Genomic DNA, 11,300 nt, shown 5'->3' with positions numbered 1-11,300 from the left:
GACCTCGGCATCAGCAAGTCAGCCACGCTCGGCCTCAGCTATACCGGGCAGTTCTCATCGCAGAACCATGACAACACCATCAAGGCCGACCTCAGCGTCAGGTTTTGACAAGCCATCAGTCCCAACCGCAGAAATGTTTCCCCTCTGCGGAAACTTGCAGGCCCCTCGGGGCCTGTCTTTTTAGCTGTGTTCGATGCAAAGAAGGCCGATGGATTGCTCCACCGGCCTTCTTTCTGAACACAAGACGAGATCAGATAACGAGGATTGGCGTCTTATTGGGGACGCGATCATACAGATCGATAATGTCCTGATTGATAAAGCGGACGCAGCCAGACGAAACGGCCTTACCGATGGTCCACCATTCGGGGGAACCATGCAGGCGATAAAGCGTGTCAACGCCATTCTGGAAAATATACAAAGCACGCGCGCCGAGCGGATTGTTGAGGCCGGGAGCCATGCCGCCATTGGCAGCGCTATATTGTGCCAGTTCAGGCTGGCGGCCAATCATCTCATCCGGTGGAGTCCATTTTGGCCAGTGGCGCTTCCATTGAACAATAGCACGTCCCGACCAGGCGAAGCCTTCGCGGCCAAGGCCGACACCATAACGCAGTGCTTCGCCATTTTCACGAACGAGGTAGAGGAACTTGGTATTCGTATCGACAACAATGGTGCCGGGTTGTTCGCCGGTGGGGTCACGCACGATCTGGCGAAGATAGCGCGGGTCCATTTTCTTTACTGGAATCGCAGGAAGCTGGAAGCCACCATCTTCGCGGGCGGAATACATGGCTTCATAGGAGCCCAGAGCCGGATCAACGTCAGTTCCGGGACGCAGCGGATTGCCATAATCATCAACCTTGATGACAGGCATGTCACCGCGTATCTGTGCACATCCTGCAAGACCGGCTGCTGCGGTTGCAGTCATTGCGGTTAGAAAGCCGCGACGGGTAAGTGTGTTTTGCATCATTAAACCAGGTTGGTGGCGGGAAAGTTCGGCAGGCGGTCACTCTTGATGTAACGTACTCTAAACGCACAAAGAATATGGCGATGAGCCGTTAGCAATAGGGCGTAAACAAGGCAAGGACACAACTGTTGCGCGTGGGCAACAGAAACCACGTTCGTCAGCCGGTTTGTTGAATCAACTGATGATAAACACTTCGTGAGGATGGGAGGTGACTCGAGATGCCAATGCAAACTGCCAGTTCAATTAATTTCTCCACCATTGACCTTGACGGCAAATGGCTTTTCGATGCGCCGACATAATCAATTTGAACGGAATCAGCATCATGGCAGTCAACCCAGCAGCGCAAACCACCACCTGGACCTATGTCGACGGGGATTGGTATGAGGGCAATGTGCCACTCATCGGCCCGCGCACCCATGCCATGTGGCTGGCTTCAACCGTGTTCGATGGCGCGCGCTGGTTTGAAGGCGTTGCACCGGATCTTGACCTGCACTGCGCCCGCGTCAACACCTCCGCCATTGCCATGGGCCTGAAACCGACCATGGGCGCCGATGAAATCGTCGGTCTCACCCATGAGGGCCTGAAAAAGTTCGATGGCAATACGGCTGTGTACATCCGCCCCATGTATTGGGGTGAGCATGGCGGTTATATGGGTGTTCCGGCCGATCCGGAATCCACGCGCTTTTGCCTGAGCATTTATGAAGCGCCCATGCTGGAGCCAAGCGGTTTTTCGCTGAGTGTTTCGCCATTTCGCCGCCCGACATTTGAAACCATGCCGACAAATGCCAAGGCCGGTTGCCTTTACCCGAACAATGGTCGCGCCATTCTGGAAGCGCGCTCGCGCGGCTTTGACAATGCGTTGGTTCTCGACATGCTGGGCAATGTGGCGGAAACAGCAAGCTCAAATATCTTCATGGTCAAGGACGGGCATATATTCACGCCTGCGCCAAATGGCACCTTCCTTTCGGGTATTACGCGCTCGCGGATTATTGATGTTCTGGCCGATTACGGATTCCGCACGACGCAGACGACGCTGACGGTTCAGGACTTCCTTGAGGCGGACGAGATTTTCTCGACGGGGAACCATTCGAAGGTTGTGCCCGTTATCAAAATTGAGGACCGTGAGTTGCAAGTCGGTCCCATTGCCCGCAAGGCGAGGGAGCTTTATTGGGAGTTCGCCCATTCAGGGCCGAAAATTTGACCCTATAATGCAGCCAAGCCGAAATATTGATCCGTTTCGCATTGCTCCCGGACAAATACGGACCTATGTAACCAAGGCAGGTTTTGTCAGGATAGGCCATCACCCGAACGGGCAGCATATCCCGTCACAGATATAGATCGAAGAGGAGACTTCCATGGCTTTCGAATTGCCCGCACTGCCGTATGATTACGACGCGCTCGCACCTTTCATGTCGCGTGAGACGCTCGAATATCACCACGACAAGCACCACAAAGCTTATGTCGACAACGGCAACAAACTGGCTGCCGAAGCTGGCCTTGATGGCCTCTCACTTGAGGAAATCGTCAAGCAATCCTATGGAAAGAATGCCGGCCTGTTCAACAATGCCGGTCAGCACTACAACCATCTGCATTTCTGGAACTGGCTGAAAAAAGACGGCGGCGGCAAGAAGCTTCCCGGTGCGCTGGAGAAAGCTTTTGAATCCGATCTTGGCGGTTATGACAAGTTCCGCACGGATTTCATTGCAGCAGGCACAACACAGTTCGGCTCCGGCTGGGCATGGGTTTCCGTCAAGGACGGCAAGCTGGAAATTTCCAAGACACCAAATGGCGAAAATCCGCTTGTTCATGGCGCAACGCCGATCCTCGGCGTCGATGTCTGGGAGCATTCCTATTACATCGATTATCGTAACGCCCGCCCGAAATATCTGGAAGCGTTTGTTGATAGCCTGATCAACTGGGATTATGTTGCCGAGCTTTACGAAAAAGCCAAGTAAGCTTTTTCAAGCTGGTTTTGACGGCTCCGCTTTGCGGGGCCGTTTTTATGTCAGATCACGCCGGGCAGTGGTCCATATTTCAGGAGTTTTGCCTTGGCGCGTTTGTAGTAACGCTCGGCGGAGGCGGGGTCGATATTCATCTGCTCGGCCAGTTGCTCATAAACCTGTTTACGGCTGATACCGGCAGATGTCTGCCGCATCCATGCAAGGACTTCCTGCTCCCGTGCAGAAAGCGAACCGTGATAGATTTCCGGTTTGCTGCCGCTTTCATGAACAAGTCCGGCGCTTGAGCCATGCTCGGCAATCTCATCGAGAATTGCATTCATGGACCGGGGTCTCAGATTGTTCTTGGCGATATAGCCGGAGACGCCAAGTTTGCGGAATTCATCCCACTCTTTCCTGGTGTCTGTCCCGGTTACCACAATATGTATTGCTTGCGGGCAGCGCTCCAGAAGTGTGCTGATCACATGCCGGCGATCATTGGTTGATCCCGGCTCAAAACCCGGTAATCCCGGATCAACGAGAATCAGTTCAAAGGTAATTGTTCCGATCAGGTCCAACGCGGTTTCAAGACTTGGCGCAGCATGGACAATGGAATTGGGAATTGCACTCTGCACTTCCTGAACAAGCGCGAGCCGCATCAGATGCTGGTCTTCGATGACCAGAATATTCCGGAACGATATCGCGCTCGCCATCGAATGATTCTTAAATCTGCTACACCAATAAGTGTAATTATAGCGGATAGGGACAGCGCTGTCACTTTCAGCAGATTGTGATCCCTATTATCGGTTTCCATCGCGGGATCATACCATATGAGGCCATGGTGGGGATGGATAACAATACGAAGAACGATAATGCCGAGCAGGTGGATGCCGTCACGCTGGAGCTTGCACGTCTGATTGATCGTCACAGCAGCGCCCGCGAGACAATTGCGCGGTTAAAAGCAATTCATCATCACTATAAAGCGAGCCCGGTTAATTGCGATCTGGTTGTAAGATGCCTTGATCAGGCGACGCAGGCGGAAGGATATGCCCGCAATGAACTTCTTGTCTGCAAAGTGAATACGGTTCAACAGGCGGCAAACAAGGCTGTCTATCTGCGAAACCTGCTGTTGCAAGACGAAGCCGAAAACGCGGCAGAGATGGAAAAGCATGCCGGGGACGCAAACGGCAGCAGCTGCGCCTGAGAAAGTTTGCTACCAGATTTCGTCATCCGATTTCAGTGTCACTGATGGTCTGGCAGCTCCCGGTGTTCTTGAAAACTTTGGCACGGGCGCAGATTGGGCCTGCCCGTCCATCTGAACGTAAGTCTCGCGGGCTCGTATATGCGGGTGCTGCGATACATCGCTCAACGCAAGTACCGGTGCAAAGCAGGCATCTGTACCTTCCAGAATATTGCACCACTCTGGCTGCGTTCGTGCAGCAAAGACCCGCGTAAACTCTGCTTCGAGCTCAGGCCACTTTGCCGGGATGTTTTGCAGCGCCATCCATCCAGAATCCATGTTGAGCTTATCCAATAGTTCGGCGAAAAACTTTGGCTCAAGTGCACCAATGGCGATGTAACGGCCATCGGAGCAGGCATAGCTGCGATAATAAGGTGCCGCACCGCCAATAAGGTTGCGGTCGCGATCCATGGAGACACTGCCTGAAGCGGCGAGCCCGGTGAAAAGGCTCATGAGCGAAGAAACGCCATCCACAATCGCGGCGTCGATGATTTGTCCCTTGCCGGAATTTTGCCGCTCGATCAGGGCAGCCAGAACACCGAAAGCCAGAAGCATGGAACCGCCACCATAATCACCAACAAGATTGAGCGGGGGCGGGGGAGCGCCGCTGGTACCCATCGAAGCAAGCGCACCGGCAAGGGCGATATAGTTGATGTCGTGACCTGCAGATTGAGCGAGTGGGCCTGTCTGTCCCCAGCCCGTGATGCGGCCATAGATCAAACCGGGGTTGAGCGACTGCAATGCATCGGGCCCGAGACCAAGCCGCTCCATGGTACCTGGCCGATAGCCTTCGATAAGAACATCGGCTTTCGCCGCAAGTTCGAGGCAGCGTTTGCGCCCCTCATCGGAGCGGATGTCCAGTTCGAGAATACGCCGCCCGCGATCCTGAACGGGATTGGGCCAGCCATTGCCACCGGATCGCTCGATCCTGACGACATCGGCACCCAGATCGGCAAGTAACATGGCGCAATGCGGGGCAGGGCCAAGGCCGATAAACTCCAGCACCCTTATGCCGGTAAGCGGGCCTTGCCTTGGTGGCTGCTCTTGCATGATGCCTGCCTTTGAATGCTGTTATTCGAGGGTCGGGTTGGCATTTTAATGCCCGGAGACCAGCGTATCGTCCGGGCCAAGAAGCCGCCCATCCTGTGCCCGCAACTCAAGGCGGCGCACAGGCTCACCTTTTTCACGATCGACGAGAACAACATGTTCTTCGCCCTCGGTGCAGAAATAATCCTCGCCCCATTGCCGCAAAGCAACAAGCAGCGGGAAGAGGCCGCGGCCCTTTTCTGTCAGTACGTACTGATTGTAGTTGCTGTTGTCGGCACAAGGCTTGAGTTCGAGAATGTCATGGGCAACCAGATTACGCAGTCGTGCAGACAGAATGTTCTTGGCGAGACCCAGACTTTTCTGAAATTCGCCGAAACGCGTCACCCCTTCAAAAGCATCACGAATGATGAGAAGCGACCACCAATCCCCTATGGCATCTAGTGGCCTCGCCACGGGGCAGGCCGAAAATTCGTGACTGGTACGCTTGACCATGCATTTCCCCATCCGGCTTTCATCGAAGCCGTTAAAATTTTGGTTGCAACATAAAACCAAACGACATAATCAGCAAGTGGTTTTAATTTGCAACCATGGCGGAGAGCATTATGGCGTTTGAACAGAGAAAAGCACTGACTGCCGATGGCCGGGCTGGAGCAGTGGACGCGGCTGTTGCAGTTGGCACATCACGGGCATCCGGCCTGTCGCGGCCTTTGGCATTGCTGTTCGCCATTGCCAGTGGGCTGGCGGTAGCCAATGTTTATTTTGCGCCACCATTGCTTGACGCGATGGCCAATTCTTTCGGTATGGACCATGCAACAATCGGTATCATCATTGCGATATCGCAGGTGGGATACGGTCTGGGGCTGCTGCTGCTGGTTCCATTGGGCGATTTGCTCGACCGGCGCATGTTGATTGCCGGGCAGTCTGTCCTGTCGTCAGTTGCCCTTCTGGCAGTCTATTTCGCGCCAAGCGCTTGGGCATTACTGATTGCGATGGCGTCCATCGGACTGCTTGCTGTGGTTACACAAACGCTGGTCGCCTATGCAGCCAGCCTGGCAAAGCCACATGAGCGCGGGCAGATCGTTGGTATTGTTACCAGCGGCATCGTTATCGGCATATTGCTGGCGCGCTCTGTGGCCGGCGCGCTTTCTGATGTTGCGGGCTGGCGCTCGGTCTATGCGGTTTCGGCAGTGCTGACATTGATTATCGCCGCGCTCCTTTTCCGGTATTTGCCAAAGCATGAAAAGCGCCTGAGCAATATCAGCTATCCTCAGCTCATCGGTTCAGTTTTCAGACTGTTTGCTGAAGTGCCGGTGTTGCTTATTCGCGCGCTGATTACGATGCTGATCTTCGCCAATATCACCATGCTGCTGACACCGCTCGTCCTGCCTTTGAGCGTCGCTCCATTCAACCTCTCCCACACTCAGATCGGCCTGTTTGGACTTGCCGGTGTAGCCGGGGCACTTGGAGCATCACGTGCTGGCGGCCTCGCTGACCGGGGTTACGCACAGCGTATGACCGGTATAGCGCTCACGGTAATGCTGCTCGCATGGATACCGATTGCCTTTATGCAATCATCGCTCTGGTTGCTGGTGATCGGCGTCGTTGCCATCGATTTTGGCCTGCAGGCTGTGCATGTCACCAATCAAAGCATGATCTACCGCGTACGCCCCGAAGCGCAAAGCCGCCTGACTGCGGGTTATATGATTTTCTATTCCATCGGCAGTGCTTGTGGTTCATTGAGTTCAACGATCATTTACGCCCATGCGGGTTGGACCGGGGTCTGTTTCGCAGGCTTTGCGATCAGCATGGCAACATTGGCATTCTGGGCGGCGACGAAGCATTTGACACCCGCACCAGCAATTCATCAGTCCTGAAATGCTTACTCCCTGCCGTGACCGGCAGGGAGTAAGCCAGCGTTTCAGCCGTTATGCGTGTTCGTGGCTTGTTTCAGAACCCGGTGCAAGAACGCGAAGACGGTGTCCATCCCGGTCGAGCGCGACGAATGTGTAACCGAAATCCAAAGTCACCGGCTCTTGCGCAATGCGCAGACCACGGTGGAGCCAATCGTCGTGCATCGCATCAAGCGCTTGGGCATTTTCGGCCATGAAAAGTAGTTCGCAGCTGCCAGCTTCTGCAACAGGGGCCGGTTTTGCGGCATCCCGGGACCAGATGGCGAGTTTCAGGCCGGAGTCAAAAGCGAACATGGCAAAGTTGGGTGAATTTTCCACCGGCTCGCGGTCAAGCAGTTGCGAATAGAATTTCAAGCTTGCAGCGGCATCCTGCACATAAAACAAAACGAATGAGGAATTAAGCATTTGGTTTTCTCCAGTTGATGTGGAGAAAGCTCTAAACCCGCATGCTGTCAGTTTCCGGCAGTAGCGATCACAGGGGCTCTGCGATGTTCTGGCTGCTGCGCCATTCTTTCAAGAGCACCTGCCGACGGCGCGGATAGCGGCTTTCCGTGACCTGCACGGCAGATATGCGATCAGCGCGAAAATGCCGGAAATCCTGACGCAGCTCACACCAAGCGACGATGACCCGCACCCTGTCAAAAAAGCCGAGCGCAAACGGCCATATAATGCGTGTCGAGGCCGCGCCATCCACATCCCCATACATGATGCCCAGCTTGAGCTCCGAACGTATTGCCTTGCGGATAATGGCCAGATCAATGGTGTCAGGATGTCCCGGATGGGCTGGAGCAACCAGCAATGTCGATGCATCCAGATCGTTGCGCAGATTTTCAGGAAGAACGGCTGCAATTTTTGCCAATGCATCGCGGGCGGCGGTCGAAAGGCGCGCGTCGGACTGGTTGGTCACCCAACGTGAGCCGAGCACGATAGCCTCAAGTTCATCTTGCGAAAACATAAGTGGTGGGAGAACAAAGCCTGGCTTCAACAGGTAACCCAGCCCCGGTTCACCTTCAATATGGGCACCCTGTGCCTGCAATGTCGCTATGTCGCGATAGAGGGTACGGATGCTGATACCGGTCTCTTCGGCCAGCTTCTTTCCACTGACGGGTCGACGGTGGCGGCGCATGATCTGGATAAGATCGAGCAGTCTTTCGGATCGTGACACTGTGGTCCTCAAACTCAGCCGGAGTTTCCGTTTTCAAGGAAAAACGTCATGCCTTCGGCTTGCCATATTGATTGTTCATCTGTGGTTCAGAGCATTAGACTTAAGTCTAATGTCTTAGGGACTTTAACACGCTGAACGCCTTCATGTAGAGGGGGCATTCACTGGAGGAACAATGAGAAAGCTGATTTCAGCAATTTGTGCTGTTTTGATATCGGTTGGTACTCTGGGAACCGGAGGAGCGGCAAGTGCTGCGCCTGCAACCGTGCAAAGGCCGGTCGAGACGGCAGGAGCCGCCGCCGATACGCTAGTGCAGAAGGTAGACCACCGCCGTTGGCATCGCCGGGATCGTTACGAGCGCCGCTGGGACCGTCGTGACCGTTGGGATCGACGTGATCGCTGGGAGCGCCGTCATTATCGCCGCTATGATCGCCGTTGGGACCGTCCGCACTATCGCCGATATGACCGCCCATATTACCGCAGCTGGGACCGCCGTTGGGATCGCCCGCGTCATCACCGTCCACGCTACTACCGTACGGGCAATCCACAGATCATCTTCGACCTTTAATAGCACCGGCCGAATCATCGGGTTGGAAATACTCAAAGCCCCTCCATCGCGTGATGAAGGGGCTTTTTATTTCGGGAAATGCGCGTTGCGGGAATCTGCCAAGCTGGGTTATGATTTGATTCTGGCTTGGCCCGCGCCTCCTCCCTCCATCGGGAAAGTATAATTCATGCGGGGCTCTAAGGTTGTTGAACCATCTGTTCGGGCATGATGCATAAGGAGGGATTGCAGCGATACGCCCGTAATAGGAGGTTTACCTGCAATGAAACTGTCCGCTCCCATTTATCATCTGAAGCGTAAGGCCAAAATCTTCTCGCGGCAGGAGAAAATTCCGCTGCACGTCTCGCTTGATCGCGTTGCCCTGCAGGAAGGTTTTACCAGCTGGAGCCTGCTTGCCGCCAAGAATTCCGGAACGCCCCACTCACGAAAACTATTCGAGCAGCTGAGAGCGGGTGATCTTGTTCTGATAGGTGCACGTCCCGGCCATGGCAAAACGCTGCTCAGCCTTGAGCTTGCTGTTGAAGCCATGAAAGCGGGCAGGCGGGCGGTGTTCTTCACCCTGGAATATAACCGCCAGGACATTCTGGATTGTTTCCATGTCATTGGGGCCGACTTGGAAAAATTCGCCGGATTGTTCGATTTCGATACTTCAGATGCTATCAGCGCAGACTATATCGTCGGTAAGCTCCCGTCAGCTATGCCGGGAACTCTGGTTGTTATCGACTATATGCAGATACTGGATCAGAAGCGTGAAAAGCCGGATCTGAAGTCTCAGCTTCAGACGTTGAAATCTTTTGCAAAGGACAGGGGTTTAATCATCATAACCCTGTCCCAGATTGATCGGCTATATGATCCGTCGGCAAAATCCGTTCCTGATATGTCGGATGTCCGCCTGCCAAATCCCGTGGACTTATCGCTGTTCAACAAATCCTGTTTTCTGAACAATGGCGAAGTGCGTTTCCTTGAAAAAGCCGTCAAGCAATAAGAGTGGTGGTGAGATTCAGTGACATCAAAGATCGGGGAATTTTCACTAAATGCGCAACACTATTCTGTTTGGCGGCCAAAACCGCGAACGTCTCGTTTCGGTCGCAAGTACGCAGGCCATAGCCAGAGCGCTGCCGGAAGCTGAACTTTGGTTCTGGGGCAGTGACGGGGTTATTCGCACCTGCGATAGAGCCGTCCTCATGGAGCATTCACGTCCATTTGAAACCGAATTGCCAGTGTCAGGCGAGCCTGTTGGTCCGATCGAATCAGCGATTGAGCGCGCTGCCCGCGAACAGCGCGTGCTTGTTCTTGGCATGCATGGCGGCATGGCCGAAAATGGCGAGCTTGCCGCTTTGTGTGAGAAGCATGGTGCACGGTTTACCGGCTCGGGTGCGAAGGCAAGCAGGCTGGCATTCGACAAGCTTGCAACCAAGGAGACAGTTGCTGAAGTCGGTGTCGCGACCCCGCCGACATTGGCGCTCGACGATGCAGCCAGCAGCCTTGCCACCTATGGCAAGCTCGTCGCAAAGCCAATCGCTGATGGGTCTAGCTATGGTCTCTTCTTCGTGGACAAGCAGGAAGAACTTGCAGAGCTTGAGGATGCAGCGCAGAAGGAAGCCTATCTAATCGAGCCGTTTATCGCGGGTGTCGAGGCGACCTGCGGTGTTCTTGAACATGAGGGCAGGTTGATAGCTCTGCCGCCTGTCGAAATCCGGCCAGCGGACGGCGTGTTCGACTATGCAGCCAAATATCTGTCACCCAAAACGAACGAGCTATGCCCTTCGAGCTTTGACGAGCATGTAAATACATCGCTGCAAACAATGGCTTTGAAGGCGCACTCCGCTGTCGGTGCCCGTGGTTATTCACGCAGCGACTTCATCATCACTGCCGATGGCCCGATATTCCTCGAGATCAACACATTGCCGGGTTTGACGAATTCATCGCTCTTTCCCAAGGCACTGGCAGCGCACGGGCTGGGCTTTGGCGAGTTCCTGCAAGGCCAGATCGAACTATCGTCATCGCGCTAGTTGCGGCAAACGAAAATGTGATGGCGTTGCGCCCGTGCAATTCGAAATCTTTTGATTAGAGTGATTCCAAGCCCTTGAAGCCAAGTTGTTAGCCACAAGAGTAGGACTTTAACCAATGAAGAGACTGATTGCTTTTTCTGCCGCGCCATTTCTGGCTCTTGCAGTGTTTGCCGCTACAGCCAACGCCGACGTTATTGCCGACAGGCAGGCACTGATGAAAGATCAGGGCAAAGCGATAGGAAGCATTGCTCCCATTGCCAAAGGTGAAAAGCCGTTCGATGCCGCTACGGTGATGACTGCCCTGAAAAAGCTGAACGACGATGCGCAGAAGCTCGACCCGGCAACTTTGTTCCCGGCGGGTAGCGATACGGGCGATACGACGGCTTCGCCGAAAATCTGGGAAGACAATGCAGCCTTTGTGGCGGCAGTCGACAAATATAAGGCCGATACGGCGGCTGCCGTAGCC

General features: G+C 54.4%; 14 protein-coding genes. 8 read left to right on the top strand and 6 right to left on the bottom strand.

Features of this window, described 5'->3' with window-relative positions:
- Positions 1 to 250: 250 nt before the first annotated feature.
- The gene (locus tag PMI41_RS17805) at positions 251 to 961 is read right to left on the bottom strand and encodes a L,D-transpeptidase (RefSeq protein WP_040855755.1); all 711 of its coding nucleotides are present in this window, start codon (positions 959 to 961) and stop codon (positions 251 to 253) included.
- A 322-nt stretch (positions 962 to 1,283) separates the two neighbouring features.
- Between PMI41_RS17805 and PMI41_RS17800 the strand changes: the two genes are divergently transcribed.
- Together PMI41_RS17800 and PMI41_RS17795 are read left to right on the top strand one after the other, a co-directional pair.
- Positions 1,284 to 2,162, top strand: coding sequence for a branched-chain amino acid aminotransferase (locus PMI41_RS17800; protein WP_008127162.1), 879 nt, complete (start codon positions 1,284 to 1,286; stop codon positions 2,160 to 2,162).
- Positions 2,163 to 2,316: 154 nt separating this feature from the next.
- Entirely contained in the window at positions 2,317 to 2,916 is a 600-nt protein-coding gene (locus PMI41_RS17795) for a superoxide dismutase (RefSeq protein WP_008127160.1), read from the top strand.
- Positions 2,917 to 2,966: 50 nt separating this feature from the next.
- Here PMI41_RS17795 and PMI41_RS17790 read toward each other — a convergent pair whose 3' ends face one another.
- Complete coding sequence (locus PMI41_RS17790; protein ID WP_008127159.1) at positions 2,967 to 3,611, bottom strand: response regulator; 645 nt, start codon at positions 3,609 to 3,611, stop codon at positions 2,967 to 2,969.
- 134 nt (positions 3,612 to 3,745) lie between these two features.
- Between PMI41_RS17790 and PMI41_RS17785 the strand changes: the two genes are divergently transcribed.
- Positions 3,746 to 4,102 (top strand): hypothetical protein, encoded by a 357-nt coding sequence (locus tag PMI41_RS17785; RefSeq protein WP_008127157.1) that lies wholly within the window; start codon positions 3,746 to 3,748, stop codon positions 4,100 to 4,102.
- A gap of 9 nt (positions 4,103 to 4,111) precedes the next feature.
- Here PMI41_RS17785 and PMI41_RS17780 read toward each other — a convergent pair whose 3' ends face one another.
- Both PMI41_RS17780 and PMI41_RS17775 read right to left on the bottom strand, forming a co-directional pair.
- A complete protein-coding gene (locus tag PMI41_RS17780) occupies positions 4,112 to 5,188 on the bottom strand; it encodes a CaiB/BaiF CoA-transferase family protein (protein WP_008127155.1) in 1,077 nt (358 codons plus the stop codon).
- Positions 5,189 to 5,233: 45 nt separating this feature from the next.
- Positions 5,234 to 5,677, bottom strand: coding sequence for a helix-turn-helix domain-containing protein (locus tag PMI41_RS17775; protein ID WP_008127153.1), 444 nt, complete (start codon positions 5,675 to 5,677; stop codon positions 5,234 to 5,236).
- Between the two features lie 110 nt (positions 5,678 to 5,787).
- Here PMI41_RS17775 and PMI41_RS17770 point away from each other — a divergent pair, with 110 nt between their 5' ends.
- Complete coding sequence (locus PMI41_RS17770; RefSeq protein WP_008127152.1) at positions 5,788 to 7,059, top strand: MFS transporter; 1,272 nt, start codon at positions 5,788 to 5,790, stop codon at positions 7,057 to 7,059.
- Positions 7,060 to 7,110: 51 nt separating this feature from the next.
- On the opposite strand, the gene PMI41_RS17765 is transcribed toward PMI41_RS17770, so the two are convergent.
- Both PMI41_RS17765 and PMI41_RS17760 read right to left on the bottom strand, forming a co-directional pair.
- Positions 7,111 to 7,500 carry a VOC family protein gene (locus tag PMI41_RS17765; RefSeq protein ID WP_008127150.1) on the bottom strand — a complete coding sequence of 130 codons (390 nt, stop codon included), beginning with the start codon at positions 7,498 to 7,500 and terminating at the stop codon, positions 7,111 to 7,113.
- A gap of 67 nt (positions 7,501 to 7,567) precedes the next feature.
- Entirely contained in the window at positions 7,568 to 8,260 is a 693-nt protein-coding gene (locus tag PMI41_RS17760; RefSeq protein WP_008127148.1) for a YafY family protein, read from the bottom strand.
- Positions 8,261 to 8,432: 172 nt separating this feature from the next.
- Between PMI41_RS17760 and PMI41_RS17755 the strand changes: the two genes are divergently transcribed.
- From PMI41_RS17755 to PMI41_RS17740, 4 genes are all read left to right on the top strand, one after another.
- Positions 8,433 to 8,825, top strand: a complete 393-nt coding sequence (locus tag PMI41_RS17755) for a hypothetical protein (protein ID WP_008127146.1) — start codon at positions 8,433 to 8,435, stop codon at positions 8,823 to 8,825.
- Between the two features lie 259 nt (positions 8,826 to 9,084).
- Positions 9,085 to 9,807 (top strand): DNA helicase, encoded by a 723-nt coding sequence (locus PMI41_RS17750; RefSeq protein WP_008127145.1) that lies wholly within the window; start codon positions 9,085 to 9,087, stop codon positions 9,805 to 9,807.
- Between the two features lie 49 nt (positions 9,808 to 9,856).
- A complete protein-coding gene (locus PMI41_RS17745) occupies positions 9,857 to 10,834 on the top strand; it encodes an ATP-grasp domain-containing protein (protein ID WP_008127144.1) in 978 nt (325 codons plus the stop codon).
- 115 nt (positions 10,835 to 10,949) lie between these two features.
- On the top strand, positions 10,950 to 11,300 hold a 351-nt coding region (locus PMI41_RS17740; RefSeq protein ID WP_008127143.1), incomplete at its 3' end, for a cytochrome c.

Origin of the sequence: Phyllobacterium sp. YR531 (genome assembly GCF_000282595.1) — a bacterium.
Classification (GTDB): domain Bacteria; phylum Pseudomonadota; class Alphaproteobacteria; order Rhizobiales; family Rhizobiaceae; genus Phyllobacterium.
The sequence above is the reverse complement of the archived record's forward strand: the minus strand, read 5'-3'. Positions and strand labels throughout refer to the sequence as shown.

Excerpts from the sequence above, each read along its gene's own strand:
- PMI41_RS17805 (WP_040855755.1), bottom strand. The coding sequence starts at position 961 with ATGCAAAACACACTTACCCGTCGCGGCTTTCTAACCGCAATGACTGCA.
- PMI41_RS17800 (WP_008127162.1), top strand. The coding sequence starts at position 1,284 with ATGGCAGTCAACCCAGCAGCGCAAACCACCACCTGGACCTATGTCGAC.
- PMI41_RS17795 (WP_008127160.1), top strand. The coding sequence starts at position 2,317 with ATGGCTTTCGAATTGCCCGCACTGCCGTATGATTACGACGCGCTCGCA.
- PMI41_RS17790 (WP_008127159.1), bottom strand. The coding sequence starts at position 3,611 with ATGGCGAGCGCGATATCGTTCCGGAATATTCTGGTCATCGAAGACCAG.
- PMI41_RS17785 (WP_008127157.1), top strand. The coding sequence starts at position 3,746 with ATGGATAACAATACGAAGAACGATAATGCCGAGCAGGTGGATGCCGTC.
- PMI41_RS17780 (WP_008127155.1), bottom strand. The coding sequence starts at position 5,188 with ATGCAAGAGCAGCCACCAAGGCAAGGCCCGCTTACCGGCATAAGGGTG.
- PMI41_RS17775 (WP_008127153.1), bottom strand. The coding sequence starts at position 5,677 with ATGGTCAAGCGTACCAGTCACGAATTTTCGGCCTGCCCCGTGGCGAGG.
- PMI41_RS17770 (WP_008127152.1), top strand. The coding sequence starts at position 5,788 with ATGGCGTTTGAACAGAGAAAAGCACTGACTGCCGATGGCCGGGCTGGA.
- PMI41_RS17765 (WP_008127150.1), bottom strand. The coding sequence starts at position 7,500 with ATGCTTAATTCCTCATTCGTTTTGTTTTATGTGCAGGATGCCGCTGCA.
- PMI41_RS17755 (WP_008127146.1), top strand. The coding sequence starts at position 8,433 with ATGAGAAAGCTGATTTCAGCAATTTGTGCTGTTTTGATATCGGTTGGT.
- PMI41_RS17750 (WP_008127145.1), top strand. The coding sequence starts at position 9,085 with ATGAAACTGTCCGCTCCCATTTATCATCTGAAGCGTAAGGCCAAAATC.
- PMI41_RS17745 (WP_008127144.1), top strand. The coding sequence starts at position 9,857 with ATGCGCAACACTATTCTGTTTGGCGGCCAAAACCGCGAACGTCTCGTT.